Raw genomic sequence first — 20,465 nt, forward strand, 5'->3', positions numbered from 1 at the left:
CTGCGCGCTCCGCGAGCCCGCGGCGGTGGTCTGGTAAGCTGGATCGGCTCGTATTCCGGGCACATCCCTCTTCGCTGGATCCCTCAGGTGGGTAGACGTACGCCTGACCGGGATGGAGGGGGACTGTACGTCCGAGCGCCGCGACAGTCGCGGCCTCGTAGAAAGGAAACCATGGTCACCAAGTCCCAGGACCGCCGCAAGGTCCGCCTGTCGCGCGCGCTCGGCGTCGCGCTCACTCCGAAGGCGGCGCGCTACCTCGAGAAGCGCCCCTACGGCCCCGGCCAGCACGGCCGCACCAAGCGCAAGGCCGACAGCGACTACGCCGTCCGCCTGAAGGAGAAGCAGCGTCTTCGCGAGCAGTACGGCATCCGCGAGAAGCAGCTGCGCATCGTGTTCAACGAGGCGCGCCGCACCGAGGGCCTGACGGGTGAGAACCTGGTCGAGCTGCTCGAGATGCGTCTGGACGCCCTCGTCGTGCGCGCGGGCTTCGCCCGCACGACCGCGCAGGCGCGCCAGTTCGTCGTCCACCGCCACATCCTCGTGGACGGCAAGATCGTCGACCGCCCGTCGTTCCGCGTGAAGCCGGGCCAGACGATCGAGGTCAAGGCCAAGAGCGAGAGCCTCGAGCCCTTCCAGGTCGCGGCCGCCGGCGGTCACGCCGAGGTCCTGCCGCCCGTCCCCGCCTACCTCGAGGTGGAGCTGGACAAGCTGCAGGCGAAGCTCGTGCGTCGCCCGAAGCGCGCCGAGGTGCCCGTCACGTGTGACGTGCAGCTCGTCGTCGAGTACTACGCCGCGCGTTAAGCGACCCGCGCGTTCGGACGAAGGGCATCGGGGGATCCCGGTGCCCTTCGTCGTACCCGCCCCGAGGCGTCTACGATGGAACGACGCCGCGCGACGCGGCCTGGCCTCGAGGACGGGTGACATGAAGAACGTGCTGTGGTTCCTGCTCGGCATCGCCGGCGGCTTCATCGCCGCGCACTTCCTGAACAAGGACCCGCGCGGTCACGAGGTGCTGGCAGACATCGACGCCCGCATCGCCGAGTTCACGGAGCGGCTGACCGAGGCGTACCACTCCGAGGAGGCGCGCCGCGCCGGATCGGGTGGCGCTCCGGCCGCCTGATCGCCTCCGTCCCACCCGCCGCCCGCCGTGGGCGGCGGGTCACGCATGCCCCCCGCGCTCGCGCGGCCCCGACAGCCAAGGACGAATCCCCCACATGAAGACCGCCGAGATCGCGCAGCGCTACCTCGACTACTTCGAGAAGAACGACCACACGATCGTGCCTTCGGCGTCGCTCGTGAGCGACGATCCGTCGATCCTGTTCACGATCGCCGGCATGGTGCCGTTCATCCCGTACCTGACGGGCGTCGTGCCCGCGCCGTACCCGCGCGCGGCCGACCTGCAGAAGTGCATCCGCACGAACGACATCGAGGAGGTCGGGAAGACGGCCCGCCACGGCACGTTCTTCCAGATGCTCGGCAACTGGTCGTTCGGCGACTACTTCAAGGAGGGCGCGATCAGCTATGCGTGGGAGCTGCTGACCTCTTCCGAGAGCGACGGCGGCCTCGGATTCGCGGAGCGGGACCTGTGGGTGACCGTCTACGAGGACGATGACGAGGCGGCCGCGCTGTGGCAGCGGATCGCGGGGCTGCCGGCCGAGCGCATCCAGCGCATGGGGCGCGCCGACAACTTCTGGACCACGGGCCAGCCCGGCCCGGCCGGACCCTGCTCTGAGATCTACTTCGATCGCGGGCCCGCGTACGGCGCCGACGGCGGCCCGGCGGTCGACGACAACCGCTTCCTCGAGATCTGGAACCTCGTGTTCATGCAGAACTCGATCGACAACGTGCGCTCCAAGACGGAGTTCGACATCGTCGGCGAGCTGCCGAACAAGAACATCGACACCGGCATGGGGCTGGAGCGCGTCGCGTTCCTCAAGCAGGGCGTCGAGAACATGTACGAGACCGACCAGGTGCGACCCGTGCTGGATCGGGCGTCCGAGCTGTCGGGGCGCCGCTACGGCGCCGACCACGAGGACGACGTCCGCTTCCGGATCATCGCGGACCACGTCCGCTCCTCGCTCATGCTGCTGTCGGACGGCGTGACGCCGTCGAACGAGGGCCGCGGCTACATCCTGCGTCGCCTCATGCGCCGCAGCGTGCGCGCCATGCGCCTGCTGGGCGTCGAGGAGGCGACGTTCCCCGCGCTGTTCGCGGCGTCGCGCGACGCGATGAAGGAGTCGTACCCGGTCGTGGAGACCGACTGGGAGCGCCTGTCGGCCTACGCGTTCGCCGAGGAGGAGACCTTCCTGCGCACGCTGTCTGCGGGATCCACGATCCTGGACACCGCGGTCGAGAAGACCAAGGCGAGCGGGGGCGCGACGCTCGCGGGCGACGAGGCCTTCCTGCTGCACGACACCTACGGCTTCCCGATCGACCTGACCCTCGAGATCGCGCAGGAGGCCGGCCTCGGCGTGGACCGCGCGGCGTTCGACGCGCTCATGCAGGAGCAGCGTCAGCGCGCGAAGGCCGATGCCCGGTCCCGCAAGCGCGCCATCGCCGACGTGAGCGTGTACCGCGAGTTCCGCGCGCTGGGCGAGACCACGTTCACGGGATACACGGATCTCGAGACGGAGACCCGCGTGCTCGGCGTGCTCGTGGACGGGCAGGCGACCGGGCGCGCCGCCGAGGGGCAGATCGCGGAGGTCATCCTCGCCGAGACCGCGCTGTACGCGGAGTCGGGCGGCCAGGTCGCCGACCGGGGGACGATCGTGGGCCCCGGCTACGAGCTCGAGGTGCTCGACGTGCAGCGCCCGGTCGCGGGCCTCGTCAGCCACACCGTCGAGGTCACGCGCGGCGAGGTCGGCGTGGATCAGCCGGCCACCACGATCGTCGACGCCGCGAACCGGCGCGCCGCACAGCAGGCCCACTCCGCCACGCACCTCGTGCACGCCGCGCTGCGCGACACGCTCGGCAAGGGTGCGACGCAGGCCGGCTCGCTCAACCGCGCCGGCTACCTGCGCTTCGACTTCACGTGGGGCCAGGCGCTGAGCCCCGCCACGCGCAGCGAGATCGAGGAGATCGCCAACAACGCGGTCCGAGACAACCTCGAGGTCACCACGCGCGTCCTCTCGCTCGAGGAGGCCAAGTCCGCCGGCGCCGTCGCGCTGTTCGGCGAGAAGTACGGGGACACGGTGCGCATGGTCGACATCGGCGGTCCGTGGTCGCGCGAGCTGTGCGGCGGGACCCACGTGGCCCGCAGTGCGGAGGTCGGCCTGATCAGCCTCGTCGGCGAATCCTCGGTGGGCGCCTCGAACCGCCGCGTGGAGGCGCTGGTCGGACTCGACGCGTTCCGCGAGCTCGCCGCCGAGCGTGCCCTCGTGGCCGAGCTGACCTCCGCTCTGAAGACCCCCAAGGAGCAGCTGCCCGCTCGTATCGCGGAGCTGACGGCGAGCCTCAAGGCCGCGGAGAAGAAGATCGCCGCGTTCGAGGCGCGCGCCCTGGCGGAGCGCGTCCCCGCGCTCGCCCAGGCCGCGGAGCGGATCGGCGCGGTCAACCTCGTGGCGCAGTCGATCGGGTCGGTGGGATCGGCCGACGACCTGCGGAGCCTCGCGGCCTCGGTCCGAGAGCGCCTCGGCGCCGAGCCCGCCGTCGTCGTGCTGACCGGCGAATCGGGCGACAGGGTGCTGGCGATCGTCGCGACCAACGAGGCGGCGCGCGCCGAGGGCGCGAAGGCGGGAACGCTCGTGAAGACCGTCCTCGAACGCCTCGGCGGGCGCGGCGGCGGGCGCGACGACATGGCGCAGGGCGCCGGCACGGACGCGGCCTCCGTTCCGGCTGCGCTCGACGCCGTGCGCGCGGCGCTGCGGAGCGCATGACGGGCTTCCGACGCGGCGTCCGCCTCGGGATCGACGTCGGACGGGCGCGGGTGGGGGTCGCGCGCTGCGACCCCGACGGGATGCTCGCGGTGCCCGTCGAGACCGTCCCTCGCGACGAGCGATCCGTCGCGCGTATCCTCGAGCTCGTGGCTGAGCACGAGCCGATGGAGATCGTGGTGGGCCTTCCCCTGAACATGCGCGGGGAGGACACGCCTTCGACGGCAGACGCGCGCGTGTTCGCCGCCGAGCTGGCGGCCACCGGCGCGGCGCCCGTGCGGCTCGTCGACGAGCGCCTCAGCACGGTCAGCGCGCACACCGCCCTGCGGCAGTCCGGGCGCTCTCAGAAGCGTTCTCGTAGCATTGTCGATCAGGTCGCCGCGGTCGTGCTCCTCCAGCACGCCGTCGAGAGCGAGAAGCACACCGGGGTGGCCGCCGGTACCCCCGTCGGCGTCCCCGAGGAGTGAGCACGCTCATGACCGACCCCTCCCATCACGAGAACCCGCCGCTCACGCGCCGCGAGGCGCGCCGCGCGGCCCGCGCCGCCGACGAGCCGGCCCTTCCCGGATCGGCGGCTCGCGACATCGTGGGGGACCCGGGCGCGGCGGAGGCGGCGCCGGGGGAGACGGATCGGCCCGCGACGCTGTCCGAGGCGGCCGAGCGCTCGGGTTCCGCGGGAGAGGCGGGGCCGGAGCCCGCGTCGTCGTCCCTCGAGGACCTTTTCGTGCCCGAGGAGCCCCCGGCCGACGGCAAGCGCCGCCGCGGCCGCGGCTGCCTCGTGGCGCTGCTGGTCCTCGTCGTCATCGCGGGCGGCATGACGGTGGCCGGCTACTGGGCCGTGAACACCTATGGCGAGCGCGTCGCGGCGTTCTTCGGCTGGGACGGGCCCGACGACTACGAGGAGGGCGAGGCGACCGGCGAGGCGATCATCACGATCCAGGAGGGCGATAGCGGGGAGTCGATCTCGCGCACGCTCTACGAGGCGGGCGTGACGCTGAAGCCGCGATCGTTCTACTCCCACCTGCTCTCCCGCGACGCCATCCCGATCTTCCACCCGGGCGTCTACCGGCTGCAGCAGCGCATGACGTCGGAAGCGGCGCTGGCGGCGCTGGAGGATCCCGCGAACAAGCTCTCGAACGCGGTCGCGTTGCAGGAGGGCCTCACGGTCGACGCCACCCTGGAGGCGGCCGCGACCGGTCTGGAGATGCCGCTCGAGGAGCTCGAGGCCGCCGCGGCCGATCCGGCCCGGTACGGGGTGCAGGCCGACAGCCTCGAGGGCTGGCTCTTCCCGGCGTACTACACGTTCGACCCGGGAGTGACGGCGGAGGACGTCGTGCGGACCATGGTCGAGCGCATGCGCCAGGCGCTGGCGGAGGCCGGCGTGCCCGCGGGCGAGGAGCAGCGCATCCTGACGATCGCGTCGATCGTGCAGCGTGAGGGCGTCTCGGCCGAGGACTTCCGCATGGTGTCGCGCGTGATCTACAACCGCCTCGACCCGGAGATCTCGGACACGGGCGGTCTGCTGCAGATGGACTCGACGGCGCAGTACGGGTACCGGGAGGAGCACGGCTCCGTGTTCAGCTCGGCGGAGCAGCTGTCGGATCCGAACCCCTGGAACACGTACGTGCATCCGGGCCTTCCCGTGGGGCCGATCGCGAATCCCGGCGACGACGCCATCGTCGCCGCGCTCCAGCCGGCGGACGGTCCGTGGCAGTACTTCGTGACCGTGAACCTCGAGACCGGCGAGACCGTGTTCAGCGAGACGTACGCCGAGCAGGAGCGGGCGGAGGTCCGGCTGCGGGAGTGGTGCGCCGCGAACCCGGACTACTCGGCCTGCTGACATGATGCGCGCGACCCGTCTGGCCGTGTGGGGCGATCCGATCGCCCACAGCCGCTCTCCGCAGCTCCATGGCGCCGCGTACGGCGTGCTGGGCCTGCCGTGGTCCTTCGTGCGCGAGCGCGTCGGCGGCGGGGCCTTCGAGGAGACGTTCGCCGCTCTGGACGACTCCTGGCGCGGGCTCGCCGTGACCATGCCGCTGAAAGAGCACGCGTTCCGCGCGACCGCGTGGCGCGACCGGCGCGCCGAGCTGACGGGCGCCGTCAACACCGTGCTCCTGCCCGCGGCCGACGTGGCGCGCCCGGCGGGCGCGCCCGCGCACGCGCCGATCGGCTTCAACACGGACGTCGGGGGGATCGTGGCCGCGCTGGCCGACGAGGGCATCGACCGGCTCGCGCGCGTGCGCATCGTGGGCGCCGGGGCGACGTCGGCCTCCGCGCTGGTGGCGGCGGCCGAGCTCGGCGCCTCTTCCGCGGGGATCGTGGCGCGCCGCCCCGAGCGTGTGACGCCCCTCGCAGGCCTGGGAGCGCGGCTCGGCATGGCGGTCGACGCCGAGCCGTTCGGCGGACCCCACGATGCGGTCGATCTCACGGTGTGCGCGTTGCCGGGCGGTACCGAGCTCCCCGAGGCGCACGCAGAGGCGCTCGCAGCCGCCGGCGGCCCCCTCTTCGACGTCGCGTACGCGCCCTGGCCCTCGCACCTGGCCGGGCGGTGGCACGCCGGACCCGCGATCCCGGGTTCCGGGATGCTGCTGCACCAGGCCGTCCTGCAGGTGCGTGTGTTCGCCACCGGCGCTCCCGACGTACCGCTGGACGGCGAGGATGCGGTGCGTGCCGCGATGCGCGCGGCGCTCGTGGGAGACTAGGACGCATGCTCCGCGTGCTCACGGCCGGCGAATCGCACGGCCCCGAACTCATCGCCGTCATGGAGGGTCTCCCGGCCGGCGTGCCGCTGCTCGCCTCCGACATCCAGGCAGACCTGGCCCGCCGCAAGCTCGGCTACGGCCGCGGGTCGCGGATGAAGTTCGAGGCGGACGAGCTGACGATCTCCGGCGGCGTGCGGCACGGCCTCACGCTCGGCAGCCCGATCGCGCTGAGGATCGGCAACACCGAGTGGCCCAAGTGGACCGAGGTCATGAGCGCCGAGCCCGTCGAGCTCACCGAGAAGTCGCGCGGACGCGGCGCGCCGCTGACCCGTCCGCGCCCCGGTCACGCCGACCTGGTCGGCATGCAGAAGTACGGCTTCGACGAGGCCCGGCCGGTCCTGGAGCGCGCCAGCGCCCGCGAGACGGCCGCGCGCGTCGCGCTTGGAGCCGTGGCGCGGGCGTTCCTGTCCCAGCTGGGCATCGAGCTCGTCAGCCACACGCTCTCGATCGGGACCGTGCGCGTCCCGGACGGGACGCGCCTGCCCGCTCCCGGCGACGTCGCCGCCCTCGACGCGGACCCGCTGCGCTGCTTCGACCCCGACACGTCGGCGCGCATGGTGGCCGAGGTGGACGCCGCCCGCAAGGACGGCGACACGCTCGGCGGCGTCGTGGAGGTGCTGGCATACGGGCTTCCGCCCGGGCTCGGCTCCCACGTGCACTGGGATCGCCGCCTCGACGGCAAGCTCGCGCAGGCGCTCATGAGCATCCAGGCCATCAAGGGCGTCGAGGTCGGCGACGGCTTCGCGACCGCGACGCGCCGGGGATCCCAGGCCCACGACGAACTGGTCGGCACCGAGCGCGGCATCGCGCGCACGACCGATCGCGCCGGGGGGACCGAGGGCGGCATGTCGACCGGGACCGTGCTACGCGTGCGCGCGGGCATGAAGCCGATCGCCACGGTGCCGCGTGCGCTGCGCACCGTCGACGTCGCGACGGGTGAGCCCGCCTCGGCGCACCACCAGCGCTCCGACGTGTGCGCCGTGCCCGCCGCGGGAGTCGTCGCGGAGGCGATGGTCGCGATCACGCTCGCGGACGTCGTGCTCGAGAAGTTCGGCGGCGACTCCGTGTCGGAGACCCGCCGGAACGTGGCGGGATACCTCGAGGGGATCGCCGACACGCTCCGCACCGCCGCGGACGCCGCCGACATCGCGCATGACCTCGCGCTCTGACACCGGTTCCTCGCCTGCAGCGCCCGGCACCGTGTTCCCCGACGGCCGCGCGCTCGTGCTCGTCGGCCCCATGGGGGCGGGCAAGTCGAGCATCGGACGACGCCTGGCTCGCCAGCTCGGCGCCTCGTTCACGGATACCGACGCGCGGATCGCGAAGGCGCATGGACCCATCCCCGAGATCTTCGCGCAGCACGGGGAGGCCGGGTTCCGCGAGCTGGAGCTGGCGGCCGTCGCCGAGGCGGTCGCGCAGGGAGGCGTCGTGGCCGTCGGGGGCGGCGCGGTCGTGGACCCGCGCACGCGTGAGGTCATCAGCGGCCATCGCGTCGTGCTGTTGACGGTCGACGAGCACGTGGTGGCGGGTCGCATCGGCAACCAGAAGCGGCCGCTGCTGTCGGGCGAGGAGGATCCCATGGCGGCGTGGCTGCGGATCCGGGACCAGCGCGCACCGATCTACGCTGAGGTGGCCGAGGTGACGTTCGACACGTCGCGCGGCCCGCTTCAGGACGTGGTGCAGACGATCGCCGCGTGGGCCCGTGCCCAGGCGGCCGAGACACGCGCGGCGACGCCGCGGGAGGAGAGCGAGCGATGACCGAAAGCACGGCGGGCGACACCGTCATCCGCGTATCGGGTACCCCGGGCTACGACGTCACCGTGGGCCACGGCGTGATCGGCCGACTCGGCGAGGCGCTCCCGCCCGCGGCGCGCAAGGTCCTGATCGTGCACCCGCCGACCCTCGCCGCGCGCGCCGCGCAGCTGCGGGAGAGTCTGCTCGGTGAGCGGGAGGTGCTGCTCGCCGAGATCCCGGACGCCGAGGCCGGCAAGCGCATCGAGGTCGCGGCGTTCTGCTGGCAGATCATGGGCCAGGCCGACTTCACCCGGACGGATGCGGTCGTGGGCTTCGGCGGCGGCGCCGTCACGGACCTCGCGGGCTTCGTCGCGGCGTGCTGGCTGCGCGGCGTGGACGTGGTGCAGGTGCCGACCACCGTGCTCGGCATGGTCGACGCGGCCGTCGGCGGGAAGACCGGCGTGAACACGGCCGAGGGGAAGAACCTCGTGGGGGCCTTCTGGGCCCCACGCGCCGTGCTGTGCGACCTCGAGCTGCTCGCGACGCTGCCCGAGAACGAGGCGCTGGCGGGCTTCGCCGAGGTCGTCAAGGCGGGCTTCATCCGTCATCCGGAGATCCTCGACACGATCGAGGCCGACCCGGCGCGGGCCGTCGACGTCACGACCCCCGAGTTCCGTCGCTGCATCGAGCTGGCGATCGGCATGAAGGCGGAGGTCGTGGGGGAGGACTTCCGCGAGGCCGGGCTGCGCGAGGTGCTCAACTACGGCCACACGCTCGGGCACGCGATCGAGCACGCCGAGCGGTACCGGTGGCGCCACGGCGCCGCGGTCTCGGTGGGCATGATGTACGCCGCGGAGCTGTCGCGGCTGGCGGGACGACTGTCCGACGCCGCGGTGGACCGCCACCGGCGCGTGCTGGAGCTGCTCGGGCTTCCCACCACCTACCGCGCGGGAGCGTGGCAGACGCTGCTGGCGACCATGCAACGGGACAAGAAGGCGCGCGGCGGGATCCTGCGCTTCATCGTCCTCGACGACATCGGCAAGCCGGCCGTGCTGCAGGCGCCCGACGAATCGCTCCTGTTCGCCGCGTACCAGGAGATCGGGGCCGAGGACCAGGGCCGCATCATCAGCACCGGCGGCCGCTGAACCGCCCGAGGGCCGGCGGGCGCGGCGGCCGCGCAGGGTCCCGGTAGAATCGGTCCTCGGCCGCCTGCGGCCTCGAACTCCCGGCCCGCCGCGGCTGGTCCCTCAACGAACGGAATCCCCACCCCATGGCATCCACCGCAGACATCAAGAACGGCGTCGTGCTCAGCATCGACGGGCAGCTCTGGAGCGTCGTGGAGTTCCAGCACGTCAAGCCCGGCAAGGGCGGCGCTTTCGTGCGCACCAAGCTGAAGAACGTCGTCACCGGCAAGGTCGTCGACAAGACGTTCAACGCGGGCGCGAAGGTCGACATCCAGAACGTCGACCGCCGTGACTTCACCTACCTGTACAACGACGGCGAGAACTTCGTGTTCATGGACGCGAAGGACTACGACCAGATCAACGTCCCCGCCGCCACCGTCGGCGACGCGGCGAAGTTCCTGCTGGAGAACCAGGAGGTCACGATCGCGCTGCACGACGGCACGCCGCTGTACGTGGACATGCCCGCCTCGGTCGTGCTCGAGATCACGTACACCGAGCCGGGCCTGCAGGGCGACCGCTCCTCGGCCGGCACCAAGCCCGCCACGGTGGAGACCGGCGCCGAGATCCAGGTGCCGCTGTTCCTGGAGACGGGCACCCGCGTCAAGGTCGACACGCGCACCGGCGAGTACCTCGGTCGCGAGAAGTGAGCGCCGAGAGCGGAGAGCGATGAGCGCCCGCACCAAGGCGCGCAAACGCGCCCTCGACATCCTCTTCTCGGCCGACGTGCGCGGCGACGCGCCCGCCGTGGCCCTGGCTGCCGAGGCGAAGCGCGCGGCGTCCGAGCCGGCCCGGCAGAGCTCGTGGCTGTACGCCCGGGAGATCGTCGACGGCGTGATCGACCACGCCGACGAGATCGACGAGCAGATCACGACGCACAGCCGGGACTGGAAGCTCGAGCGCATGCCCACGGTCGACCGCGCGCTGCTGCGCATCGCGACGTGGGAGATCCTCTTCAACGACGAGGTCCCGACGGCCGTCGCGATCGACGAGGCGGTGGAGCTCGCGAAGGAGTTCTCGACGGACGACTCCGGCGCGTTCGTGCACGGCGTGCTCGCCCGCATCGCCCGCTCCAGCTGACCCCCGGGGCGGATAGGATGGACGGGACCTGCACCTTTAACACCGTCCCGTGAGGCGGAGAAGGGAGCGGTGGATGAGCACGCGCGCTGAAAGCGGACCTCCCGCGTCCGAACGGATCGTGCTGCACGACGCCGACATCACCCGGGCTCTGACCCGGATCGCCCACGAGATCCTGGAGTCGAACCGGGGTCCGGACGGGCTGGTGCTGCTGGGGATCCCCACGCGCGGCGTGCCGCTCGCGCAGCGACTGGCGGCGCTCCTCGAGCGCTTCGCTGGCGTGCCGGTCGCGACGGGCGCCCTCGACGTCACGATGTATCGGGACGACCTCGCGCAGCATCCGACGCGCGCGCCGCACCCCACCGACATCCCCTCCTCGGGCATCGACGGCCGTGTCGTGGTGCTCGTGGACGACGTGCTGTTCTCGGGCCGCAGCATCCGGGCAGCGCTCGACGCGCTGCAGGACATTGGACGTCCCGCGGCGGTGCGGCTCGCGATCCTCGTCGACCGCGGCCACCGCGAGCTGCCGATCCGCCCGGACTTCGTCGGCAAGAACCTCCCCTCCGCGCGCAGCGAGCGGGTCAACGTGAGGCTCACGGAGGTGGACGGGGTCGACGCGGTGTCCATCCAGGCTCCCGACGCGCGCGAGGGCGCGGAGGCGGACGCATGAGGCACCTGCTCGACACGCGCACTCTCGCCCGCGAGGACGCCGTGCGCATCCTCGACGTCGCGGAGGACATGGCCGACACGCAGTCCCGCGAGGTGAAGAAGCTCCCCACGCTGCGCGGACGGACCGTCGTCAACCTGTTCTTCGAGGACTCCACGCGCACGCGGATCTCCTTCGAGGCCGCCGCCAAGCGGCTGTCGGCCGACGTCATCAACTTCGCCGCGAAGGGCTCGAGCGTCTCCAAGGGCGAGAGCCTGCAGGACACCGCGCAGACGTTGCAGGCCATGGGGGCGGATGCGGTCGTGATCCGCCACGGCGCGTCCGGAGCCCCCCGCACGCTCGCCACGAGCGGCTGGATCGAGGCGGGCGTCGTCAACGCGGGGGACGGAACGCACGAGCATCCTACGCAGGCGCTGCTCGACGCCTTCACGATGCGCAAGCGTCGATACGGTGCGGCCAGCCGCGGTCGCGACCTGGAGGGATACCGCGTCGCGATCGTCGGGGACATCCTGCACTCCCGCGTCGCCCGGTCCAACGTGTGGCTGCTGCACACGCTCGGCGCGGAGGTGACGCTCGTCGCGCCGCCGACGCTGCTGCCGCAGGACCTGTCCGCCTGGCCGGTCGTCGTGCGCTACGACCTCGACGAGGCCATCGCGCACGGGCCGGAGGCCCTCATGATGCTGCGCATCCAGTCCGAGCGCATGAACGCCGCGTATTTCCCGTCGGAACGGGAGTATTCGCGGCGGTGGGGTCTCGACCCGGTGCGCCTGGCGGCGCTTCCGGCGGCTAGCATTGTCATGCACCCCGGACCCATGAACCGGGGGCTGGAGATCTCCGCCGATGCCGCCGACTCGCCGCGCTCGACCGTGCTCGAGCAGGTGAAGGCCGGCGTGTCCGTGCGAATGGCGGTGCTCTACCTCCTCCTGGCGGGGGAGAGGACCAGCCCGTCGACCTCCGCGACCGGCTCGGGCGAGTGACCGGAGCGAACGAGTCGAAATGAGAATGAAGTGACACAGACGACATCGCTCCTGATCGAGGGCGCCGCCATCGAGGGCGGCGAGCGGACGGATCTGCTGATCGAGCACGGCCGCATCGTCGAGACCGGCACGCGGCTGTCACGGGCCGGTGCGACGCGCATCGACGCCGACGGCCTCGTGGCCCTGCCCGGCCTGGTCGATCTGCACACGCATCTGCGCGAGCCCGGGTACGAGGCCAGCGAGACGATCCTCACCGGCACGCGCGCCGCCGCCGCCGGGGGCTTCACGGCCGTCTTCGCGATGCCCAACACCTCTCCCGTCGCGGACACCGCCGGCGTCGTCGAGCAGGAGCTCGCGCTCGGGGAGGCCGCCGGCTACGCGACCGTGCAGCCCATCGGCGCCGTCACCGTGGGACAGAGGGGGGAGCGCCTCGCCGAGCTCGGCGCGATGGCGGATTCCCGGGCGCGCGTGCGCGTCTTCAGCGACGACGGCTCCTGCGTGTGGGACCCGCTGATCATGCGCCGGGCGCTGGAGTACGTGAAGGCGTTCGACGGAGTCGTGGCGCAGCACGCGCAGGACCCCCGGCTCACCGAGGGCGCGCAGATGAACGAGGGCGTCGTGTCGGCGGAGCTCGGCCTGACCGGCTGGCCGGCGGTCGCGGAGGAGTCGATCATCGCCCGCGACGTGCTGCTCGCCGAGCACGTCGGGTCGCGCCTCCACGTGTGCCACCTCTCGACCGCGGGCTCGGTGGACATCGTGCGCTGGGCGAAGAAGCGCGGCATCGCCGTCACGGCCGAGGTCACGCCGCACCATCTGCTGCTGACCGACGAGCTGGTACGCGGCTACGACGCGCGCTTCAAGGTCAACCCGCCCCTGCGCACCGCGGAGGACGTGCACGCCGTGCGGGAGGGGCTGGCGGACGGCACGATCGACATCGTGGCGACCGACCATGCGCCCCACCCGGCAGAGACCAAGGCGTGCGAGTGGCACGCGGCCTCCCACGGCATGGTCGGCCTGGAGAGCGCGCTGCGCGTCGTGCACGAGTCGATGGTCGAGACGGGGCTGCTCGGCTGGTCCGACGTCGCCCGCGTCCTGTCGAAGGCGCCCGCCCGTATCGGGCGCCTGTCGGGCCACGGCACCGAGCTCGCCGCCGGAGAGCCGGCCGAGCTGACCCTGTACGACCCGTCGGTGCGCGGCACGTTCGGCCCCGACGACCTCCGGGGCCGGAGCGCGAACTCGCCGTACTTCGAGCGCGAGCTTCCGGGCCGGGTCGAGTGGACCATCCACCGCGGGTACGCGACGCTCGCGGAGGGCGCCCTCGTGGAGCTGCAGGCCGCGGAGGCCCGCGCATGACCCGGGAGACCGCGGCGCTCGTGATGGCGACCGTCGCCGCCCTCATCCTCGCGCTCATGCTCTGGGGCTGGCGGCGCCGCGTGCGGCGCGACGCCGGGATCGTCCCGCCCGTCGGGGAGCGACGCGGACTGACGCGCGCCGTCTTCGCCGGGTTCTACGTCGCGACCACGCGCCACGACGCGCCGCTCGACCGCCTCACCGTCCGCCACCTCGCGCACCGCTCGCGCGTTGTCGTGACGGTCACGGAGGAGGGCGTGACGCTCGACCTGCCCGGCGAGCCGACGCTGTTCCTCGACGCGGCGCGCCTCGCGGGCGTGGGGCGCGCGACATGGACCATCGACCGCGCCGTCGAACCGGACGGACTCGTCCTGGTGGCATGGACCGCCGACGACGGCACGATCTGCGACACCTACATCCGCCTGCAGGACGGAGATCCGGACGCCCTCGTCGAGGAGATCGCTCGGCTCCACGCCGGCGCCGCTCCCGATCCGCGGCCGTCCTCCCCGCCTGCCCAGGACTCCACCTCGACAGGAGACCCGCAATGACCACCCTTCTCGACCGCCCCTCGCTGCTGGACAGGGATCCCGCGGTCCTCGTCCTCGAGGACGGCACGCGGTATCCCGGCTATGCGTACGGGGCACTCGGCACGACGCTCGGCGAGGTCGTCTTCACGACCGGCATGACGGGGTACCAGGAGACCCTGACCGACCCTTCGTACGCGGGCCAGATCGTGCTGCAGACCGCGCCCCACATCGGCAACACCGGCGTCAACACCGAGGACCCCGAGTCCCGTCGCGTGTGGGTCGCCGGGTACATCGTGCGCGACCCCTCGCGCATCGTGTCGAGCTGGCGGGCCGAGGAGTCCCTCGACGACGCTCTCGAGCGCGACGGCATCGTCGGCATCGCCGGGATCGACACGCGCGCCATCACGCGGCACATCCGCTCCGCCGGGAGCATGCGCGGCGGGATCTTCTCCGGGGAGGCTGCCGCGCTCGACGAGGCCGAGCAGCTGCGCCTCGTGACGGAGGCCCCCGAGATGACGGGACAGAACCTGTCGGACCAGGTGTCGGTCGAGGTCGCGTCGGTCACCCCGGCCGTGGGGGAGAAGATCGGCAACCTCGCGGTGATCGACCTGGGCATCAAGCAGGCAACCGTCAACAACCTCGCCCGTCGCGGGTTCGAAGTGCACGTGCTGCCGCAGAGCGCCACGAAGGCGGAGGTGCTCGCGATCGACCCGGTCGCGGTGTTCTACTCCAACGGGCCGGGCGACCCCGCCGCGTCGGATCACCACATCGAGCTGCTGCGCGGCGTGCTGGACGAGGGGCTGCCGTTCTTCGGCATCTGCTTCGGCAACCAGCTGCTCGGCCGCGCGCTCGGCCTGGGCACGTACAAGCTGCCGTTCGGGCACCGCGGCATCAACCAGCCGGTCAAGGACAAGCTGACCGGCCGCGTCGAGATCACCGCCCACAACCACGGCTTCGCGGTGGACGCGCCGCTCGAGGGCGCGTTCGACAGCCCGGCCGGCTACGGCCGCGTCGAGGTGAGCCACGTGGGGCTCAACGACGACGTCGTGGAGGGACTGCGGGCCCTCGACATCCCCGCCTTCTCGGTGCAGTACCACCCCGAGGCCGCGGGCGGACCGAACGACGCCAACTACCTGTTCGACCGTTTCCGGGACATGGTCCTCGAACACCTCAGCAAGAAGGGCGCGAATGCCTAAGCGCGACGACATCCAGTCGGTCCTCGTCATCGGGTCGGGACCGATCGTGATCGGCCAGGCCGTGGAGTTCGACTACTCCGGCACGCAGGCGTGCCGCGTGCTGCGAGAGGAGGGCGTGCGCGTCATCCTCGTGAACTCGAACCCGGCCACGATCATGACCGACCCCGAGTTCGCCGACGCGACCTACATCGAGCCCATCACGCCCGAGGTCATCGAGACGATCATCGCCAAGGAGCGCCCCGACGCGATCCTGCCGACGCTCGGCGGCCAGACCGCGCTCAACGCCGCGATGGCGCTGCACGAACGCGGCATCCTCGAGAAGTACGACGTCGAGCTGATCGGGGCGAAGGTCGACGCCATCCGCAAGGGGGAGGACCGGCAGGTCTTCAAGGAGCTCGTCGTCGCCGCCGGCGCCGAGGTGGCGCGCAGCCGCATCGCCCACACGATGGAGGAGTGCCTGGCCGCGGCCGAGGAGCTGGGCTATCCCGTCGTCGTCCGCCCGTCGTTCACGATGGGCGGGCTCGGCTCGGGCTTCGCCTACGACGAGCAGGATCTGCGTCGCATCGCCGGGGCCGGCCTGCGCGAGTCCACCACGACCGAGGTGCTGCTCGAGGAGTCGATCCTGGGCTGGAAGGAGTACGAGCTCGAGCTGATGCGCGACACCGCGGACAACACGGTGGTCGTGTGCTCGATCGAGAACATCGACCCGGTCGGCGTCCACACGGGCGACTCGATCACCGTGGCGCCTGCGCTGACCCTCACCGACCGCGAGTACCAGCGCCTTCGCGACATCGGCATCGACATCATCCGCGCGGTGGGCGTGGACACCGGCGGCTGCAACATCCAGTTCGCCGTGAACCCGGAGAACGGGCGCATCATCGTCATCGAGATGAACCCGCGCGTGTCCCGCTCGTCCGCACTGGCGTCCAAGGCGACGGGCTTCCCGATCGCAAAGCTCGCGGCGAAGCTCGCGCTGGGGTACCGCCTGGACGAGGTGCCCAACGACATCACCAAGGTGACGCCCGCGTCCTTCGAGCCGACGCTCGACTACATCGTGGTCAAGGTGCCGCGCTTCGCGTTCGAGAAGTTCCCCGCCGCGGATCCCACCCTCACGACGACCATGAAGTCGGTGGGCGAGGCGATGGCCATCGGACGCAACTTCGCCACGGCCCTGCAGAAGGCGCTCCGCTCGATCGAGAAGCGCGGGTCCAGCTTCCACTGGGGCGACGAGTCCCGCACGGCCGACGAGCTGCTGTACGAGGCGCGCACCCCCACCGACGGGCGCATCGTGCTCGTGCAGCAGGCGCTGCGCAAGGGCGCCACCGCGGAGCAGGCCTTCGAGGCGACCGCGATCGATCCGTGGTTCCTGGACCAGATCGTCCTGATCAACCAGGTCGCCGACGAGGTCGCGGCAGCCCCGGAGCTCAGCGAGCGGGTGCTCCGCCTGGCGAAGGACCACGGGTTCTCCGACGCGCAGATCGCACAGCTGCGGGGCATGGAGGAGACCGCGGTGCGCGGTCTGCGTCACGAGCTCGGCCTGCGTCCGGTGTACAAGACCGTCGACACGTGTGCGGGGGAGTTCCCCGCGCTCACCCCGTACCACTACTCGAGCTACGACATCGAGACCGAGGTGACGCCGTCGGACCGCAAGAAGATCGTCATCATCGGCTCGGGCCCCAACCGGATCGGTCAGGGCGTGGAGTTCGACTATTCCTGCGTGCACGCGTCGTTCGCGCTGTCGGCGGCGGGCTTCGAGACGGTCATGGTCAACTGCAACCCCGAGACCGTGTCGACCGACTACGACACCTCCGACCGCCTGTACTTCGAGCCCCTCACGCTCGAGGACGTGCTCGAGGTGCTGCACGCCGAGGCGCAGTCGGGCGAGATTTACGGCGTCGTCTGCCAGCTGGGCGGCCAGACGCCGCTCGGGCTCGCGAAGGGCATCGAGGCGGCCGGCTACACGATCCTCGGCACGAGCCCCGCGGCGATCGACCTCGCCGAGGACCGCAAGCTGTTCGGCGAGATCCTCGAGCGCGGTGGCCTCGTCTCCCCGCGCAACGGAACCGCGACGGGCGAAGAGGAAGCCGTGCGCATCGCCGAGGAGATCGGGTACCCCGTGCTCGTGCGGCCGAGCTTCGTCCTCGGAGGCCGCGGCATGGAGATCGTGTACGACACGGCGAGCCTGCGCGACTACTTCGCGCGCATCGCGGAGCACGCGATCATCGGCCCGGACGCCCCGCTGCTGGTGGACCGCTTCCTGGACGACGCCGTGGAGATCGACGTCGACGCGCTGTACGACGGCGTCGAGCTGTACGTCGGGGGCGTCATGGAGCACCTCGAGGAGGCCGGCATCCACTCGGGCGACTCGAGCTGCGCGCTGCCGCCCATGTCCCTCGGGCGCACCGAGATCGATCGCGTCCGGGACGCGACGCTCGCGATCGCGGAGGGCGTGGGGGTGCGCGGGCTGCTGAACGTGCAGTTCGCGATCAGCGCGGGCGTGCTGTACGTGATCGAGGCGAACCCCCGCGCCAGCCGCACCGTGCCGTTCGTCTCGAAGGCGCTCGGGATGCCGCTCGCCAAGGCGGCGTCGCGGATCATGGCGGGCGAGACGATCGATGAGCTGCGCCGTGAGGGCCTGCTGCCCGCCGTGGACGGCTCGCGCGTTCCGCTCGACTCGCCCGTGTCGGTGAAGGAGGCCGTGCTGCCGTTCAAGCGGTTCCGCACGAGGGAGGGACTCATCGTCGACTCGATCCTCGGCCCGGAGATGCGATCGACCGGCGAGGTGATGGGCATCGACCGCGACTTCCCGACCGCGTTCGCGAAGAGCCAGGCGGCCGCGTACGGCGGCATCCCGCTCGAGGGCACCGTGTTTGTCTCCGTCGCGGACTCCGACAAGCGGGACGTGCTGCTTCCGGCGCACCGCCTGCAGCAGCTCGGCTTCTCGATCCTCGCGACGGAGGGCACGGCCGAGATCCTCCGGCGCAACGGCATCCACGCGGAGGTGGTCGCCAAGTACAGCGACCCGCACGACACGGACGTCGAGAACATCGTCGATCTCATCAACGCGGGCCGCGTGGACATGGTGGTCAACACGCCGAGCGGCATGTCCGCCCGCGCGGACGGGTACGAGATCCGCGCGGCGGCCGTGGGTGGCGACAAGGCGCTCTTCACGACGATCGCCACGCTCGGCGCCGCCGTGAGCGCGATGGACGCCGTGCGCGAGGGGTACCGGGTCAAGAGCCTGCAGGAGTACGCCGCCGAGCGTGCCGAGCGCACGGCGGCCGAGCATGAGGCGACGGAGGTCGCGTGACCGGTTTCGGCGAGCGGGTCCGCGCCGCCCTCGGGCGGTACGGACACCTGTGCGTCGGCATCGACCCCCACGCGTCCCTGCTCGCGTCGTGGGAGCTCACCGCGGACGCCCGGGGCGTGCGGGAGTTCGGCCTGCGCACCGTCGAGGCCGCGGCCGGGCGTGTGGGCTTCGTCAAGCCGCAGGTGTCCTTCTTCGAGCAGCACGGCGCCGCCGGCTTCGCGGCCCTCGAGGAGGTCCTCGCGGCGGCCCGTGCGGCGGGGCTCATCGTGATCGCGGATGCCAAGCGCGGGGACATCGGCTCCACCATGGACGCCTACGCGCGCGCGTGGCTGGCGCCGGGAGCGCCGCTGGAGGCGGACGCCCTGACCGCGAGCCCGTATCTCGGCGTCGGCGCCCTCTCGGGGGCGTTCGACCTCGCCCACGCGCACGGCAAGGGGGTGTTCGTGCTCGCCGCGACGAGCAATCGCGAGGCCCTGGGCCTGCAGCGCGCGGCCGCCGTGGGCGGCACGGTCTCCGCGGCGGTCGTCGCGGAGGTGTCCGAGCGCAACGCGAACACGGCCGCCGACGGCGCATGGGGGCACCTGGGGTTCGTGATCGGGGCGACCGTCGACTGGCACGAAGCGGGGCTCGCGCCGTTCTCTCCCGTCGCCCCCGTCCTCGCGCCGGGTTTCGGTCATCAGGGGGCGCGGCCGGATCGGCTCCGTGAGATCTACGGCCCGCTCTCGCACGCGGTGATCGCGAGCGAGAGCCGCAGCATCCTGAGCGCGGGGGCCGACGGCATCGGCGAGGCGATCGCGGCGGCGGCCGCCGCGTATCCGGCGACAGCAGAGGGGAGCTCGGATGTCCGACGCGAGCGATGACGTGCGCCAGACGCGAGCACCCGGGGGGCCGCCGCCGCCCGACGTCGATCGCGCCGCGGCGTCCCGCCGGGCGGTCGCGGCGCGACGCGCGCGCTCCAGCCTGAAGCGCGATCTCGCCACCCGCGTGATCTCCCCCCAGGAGGCGTTGCGCCGCGCCTTCGCCGATCCGGCGTCGGCCGCCGGGACGCTGCGGGTGCCGGAGTTCCTCACGGCGCTGCCGGCCATCGGAGAGGGCAAGCGCGACCGGATCCTCGCGCAGCTCGGGATCTCGCCCGTCAAGCGGCTCGGCGGCCTCGGCGCCCGCCAGCGCCGCGAGCTCCAAGCCTGGCTCGACCGGCGCATGCCGGAGCCCCGGCCTCGGCCCGGACGCAGCAGGCTGCTCGTGCTGGCGGGGCCGACCGCCGTCGGCAAGGGCACGGTCTCGGCGCGCATCCGCGCCGACCACCCCGAGATCCTCGTGTCGGTGTCGGCGACGACCCGGCCGCCGCGTCCCGGTGAGATCGACGGCGTGCACTACTACTTCGTCGACGACGCCGAGTTCGATCGCATGATCGCCCAGGACGCGCTCCTGGAGCACGCCACGGTGCACAACCGCTACCGCTACGGCACGCCGCGCGCGCCGATCGAAGAGGCGCTGGCGGACGGCCGCACCGTCCTGCTAGAGATCGACCTGCAGGGCGCGCGTCAGGTCCGCGCGGCCGAGCCGAGCGCGACGCTGGTCTTCCTGCTGCCGCCGAGTTGGGACGAACTCGTGCACCGGCTGGTCGGTCGCGGCACTGAGGACGAGGAGGAGCGGGCGCGCCGCCTGCGCACCGCGAAGGTGGAGCTGGCCGCGCAGGGCGAGTTCGACTTCCACATCGTCAACGACGACGTCGCCTCCGCCGCGCAGCAGGTCGTAGACTTGATCAGGGTGCCCGAGCGCTGATCGTCGCCGGCCCCGTGCGCCGCGACG

At 72.1% G+C, this 20,465-nt stretch carries 19 protein-coding genes; all 19 read left to right on the top strand.

Annotated elements, in window-relative coordinates:
• Positions 1–171 precede the first annotated feature (171 nt).
• Positions 172–801, top strand: coding sequence for a 30S ribosomal protein S4 (gene rpsD / locus IEX37_RS02120; protein WP_188754579.1), 630 nt, complete (start codon positions 172–174; stop codon positions 799–801).
• 121 nt (positions 802–922) lie between these two features.
• Entirely contained in the window at positions 923–1,120 is a 198-nt protein-coding gene (locus IEX37_RS02125; protein ID WP_188754580.1) for a hypothetical protein, read from the top strand.
• Between the two features lie 94 nt (positions 1,121–1,214).
• The gene (gene alaS, locus IEX37_RS02130; RefSeq protein ID WP_188754581.1) at positions 1,215–3,875 is read left to right on the top strand and encodes an alanine--tRNA ligase; all 2,661 of its coding nucleotides are present in this window, start codon (positions 1,215–1,217) and stop codon (positions 3,873–3,875) included.
• A complete protein-coding gene (gene ruvX / locus IEX37_RS02135; RefSeq protein WP_188754582.1) occupies positions 3,872–4,339 on the top strand; it encodes a Holliday junction resolvase RuvX in 468 nt (155 codons plus the stop codon). The genes alaS and ruvX overlap by 4 nt, the downstream gene beginning before the upstream one ends.
• 8 nt (positions 4,340–4,347) lie before the next feature.
• Entirely contained in the window at positions 4,348–5,712 is a 1,365-nt protein-coding gene (mltG, locus tag IEX37_RS02140; protein ID WP_188754583.1) for an endolytic transglycosylase MltG, read from the top strand.
• A 1-nt stretch (position 5,713) separates the two neighbouring features.
• Positions 5,714–6,574: a shikimate dehydrogenase family protein gene (locus IEX37_RS02145; RefSeq protein ID WP_188754584.1), complete on the top strand. Its 861-nt coding sequence runs from the start codon at positions 5,714–5,716 to the stop codon at positions 6,572–6,574.
• A 5-nt stretch (positions 6,575–6,579) separates the two neighbouring features.
• Positions 6,580–7,803: a chorismate synthase gene (aroC, locus tag IEX37_RS02150; protein ID WP_188754585.1), complete on the top strand. Its 1,224-nt coding sequence runs from the start codon at positions 6,580–6,582 to the stop codon at positions 7,801–7,803.
• Complete coding sequence (locus IEX37_RS02155) at positions 7,787–8,392, top strand: shikimate kinase (RefSeq protein ID WP_188754586.1); 606 nt, start codon at positions 7,787–7,789, stop codon at positions 8,390–8,392. Before aroC ends, IEX37_RS02155 begins: the two co-directional genes overlap by 17 nt.
• A complete protein-coding gene (gene aroB / locus IEX37_RS02160; protein ID WP_188754587.1) occupies positions 8,389–9,513 on the top strand; it encodes a 3-dehydroquinate synthase in 1,125 nt (374 codons plus the stop codon). The genes IEX37_RS02155 and aroB overlap by 4 nt, the downstream gene beginning before the upstream one ends.
• A 125-nt stretch (positions 9,514–9,638) precedes the next feature.
• Positions 9,639–10,199: an elongation factor P gene (gene efp / locus IEX37_RS02165; protein WP_188754588.1), complete on the top strand. Its 561-nt coding sequence runs from the start codon at positions 9,639–9,641 to the stop codon at positions 10,197–10,199.
• Between the two features lie 19 nt (positions 10,200–10,218).
• Positions 10,219–10,629, top strand: coding sequence for a transcription antitermination factor NusB (gene nusB, locus IEX37_RS02170; protein WP_188754589.1), 411 nt, complete (start codon positions 10,219–10,221; stop codon positions 10,627–10,629).
• A 73-nt stretch (positions 10,630–10,702) separates the two neighbouring features.
• Complete coding sequence (gene pyrR, locus IEX37_RS02175; protein ID WP_188754590.1) at positions 10,703–11,296, top strand: bifunctional pyr operon transcriptional regulator/uracil phosphoribosyltransferase PyrR; 594 nt, start codon at positions 10,703–10,705, stop codon at positions 11,294–11,296.
• Complete coding sequence (locus IEX37_RS02180; protein WP_188754591.1) at positions 11,293–12,270, top strand: aspartate carbamoyltransferase catalytic subunit; 978 nt, start codon at positions 11,293–11,295, stop codon at positions 12,268–12,270. The genes pyrR and IEX37_RS02180 overlap by 4 nt, the downstream gene beginning before the upstream one ends.
• A gap of 30 nt (positions 12,271–12,300) precedes the next feature.
• On the top strand, positions 12,301–13,623 hold the full coding sequence (locus IEX37_RS02185; RefSeq protein ID WP_188754592.1) for a dihydroorotase: 1,323 nt from the start codon (positions 12,301–12,303) through the stop codon (positions 13,621–13,623).
• Positions 13,620–14,168: a PH-like domain-containing protein gene (locus tag IEX37_RS02190; protein WP_188754593.1), complete on the top strand. Its 549-nt coding sequence runs from the start codon at positions 13,620–13,622 to the stop codon at positions 14,166–14,168. Before IEX37_RS02185 ends, IEX37_RS02190 begins: the two co-directional genes overlap by 4 nt.
• Complete coding sequence (carA, locus tag IEX37_RS02195) at positions 14,165–15,343, top strand: glutamine-hydrolyzing carbamoyl-phosphate synthase small subunit (RefSeq protein ID WP_188754594.1); 1,179 nt, start codon at positions 14,165–14,167, stop codon at positions 15,341–15,343. The genes IEX37_RS02190 and carA overlap by 4 nt, the downstream gene beginning before the upstream one ends.
• On the top strand, positions 15,336–18,653 hold the full coding sequence (gene carB / locus IEX37_RS02200) for a carbamoyl-phosphate synthase large subunit (protein ID WP_188754595.1): 3,318 nt from the start codon (positions 15,336–15,338) through the stop codon (positions 18,651–18,653). The genes carA and carB overlap by 8 nt, the downstream gene beginning before the upstream one ends.
• Positions 18,650–19,513: an orotidine-5'-phosphate decarboxylase gene (gene pyrF / locus IEX37_RS02205; protein ID WP_188754596.1), complete on the top strand. Its 864-nt coding sequence runs from the start codon at positions 18,650–18,652 to the stop codon at positions 19,511–19,513. The genes carB and pyrF overlap by 4 nt, the downstream gene beginning before the upstream one ends.
• Positions 19,494–20,438 (top strand): guanylate kinase, encoded by a 945-nt coding sequence (gene gmk / locus IEX37_RS02210; RefSeq protein ID WP_188754597.1) that lies wholly within the window; start codon positions 19,494–19,496, stop codon positions 20,436–20,438. Before pyrF ends, gmk begins: the two co-directional genes overlap by 20 nt.
• Positions 20,439–20,465: the final 27 nt, after the last annotated feature.

Source organism: Microbacterium album (assembly GCF_014643695.1).
Classification (GTDB): Bacteria; Actinomycetota; Actinomycetes; order Actinomycetales; family Microbacteriaceae; genus Microbacterium; species Microbacterium album.

Coding starts and splice junctions, on each gene's coding strand:
- efp (WP_188754588.1), top strand. CDS start 9,639: ATGGCATCCACCGCAGACATCAAGAACGGCGTCGTGCTCAGCATCGAC.
- mltG (WP_188754583.1), top strand. CDS start 4,348: ATGACCGACCCCTCCCATCACGAGAACCCGCCGCTCACGCGCCGCGAG.
- gmk (WP_188754597.1), top strand. CDS start 19,494: ATGTCCGACGCGAGCGATGACGTGCGCCAGACGCGAGCACCCGGGGGG.
- aroB (WP_188754587.1), top strand. CDS start 8,389: ATGACCGAAAGCACGGCGGGCGACACCGTCATCCGCGTATCGGGTACC.
- IEX37_RS02155 (WP_188754586.1), top strand. CDS start 7,787: ATGACCTCGCGCTCTGACACCGGTTCCTCGCCTGCAGCGCCCGGCACC.
- IEX37_RS02125 (WP_188754580.1), top strand. CDS start 923: ATGAAGAACGTGCTGTGGTTCCTGCTCGGCATCGCCGGCGGCTTCATC.
- rpsD (WP_188754579.1), top strand. CDS start 172: ATGGTCACCAAGTCCCAGGACCGCCGCAAGGTCCGCCTGTCGCGCGCG.
- nusB (WP_188754589.1), top strand. CDS start 10,219: ATGAGCGCCCGCACCAAGGCGCGCAAACGCGCCCTCGACATCCTCTTC.
- IEX37_RS02190 (WP_188754593.1), top strand. CDS start 13,620: ATGACCCGGGAGACCGCGGCGCTCGTGATGGCGACCGTCGCCGCCCTC.
- IEX37_RS02145 (WP_188754584.1), top strand. CDS start 5,714: ATGATGCGCGCGACCCGTCTGGCCGTGTGGGGCGATCCGATCGCCCAC.
- pyrR (WP_188754590.1), top strand. CDS start 10,703: ATGAGCACGCGCGCTGAAAGCGGACCTCCCGCGTCCGAACGGATCGTG.
- IEX37_RS02180 (WP_188754591.1), top strand. CDS start 11,293: ATGAGGCACCTGCTCGACACGCGCACTCTCGCCCGCGAGGACGCCGTG.
- ruvX (WP_188754582.1), top strand. CDS start 3,872: ATGACGGGCTTCCGACGCGGCGTCCGCCTCGGGATCGACGTCGGACGG.
- carB (WP_188754595.1), top strand. CDS start 15,336: ATGCCTAAGCGCGACGACATCCAGTCGGTCCTCGTCATCGGGTCGGGA.
- aroC (WP_188754585.1), top strand. CDS start 6,580: ATGCTCCGCGTGCTCACGGCCGGCGAATCGCACGGCCCCGAACTCATC.
- carA (WP_188754594.1), top strand. CDS start 14,165: ATGACCACCCTTCTCGACCGCCCCTCGCTGCTGGACAGGGATCCCGCG.
- alaS (WP_188754581.1), top strand. CDS start 1,215: ATGAAGACCGCCGAGATCGCGCAGCGCTACCTCGACTACTTCGAGAAG.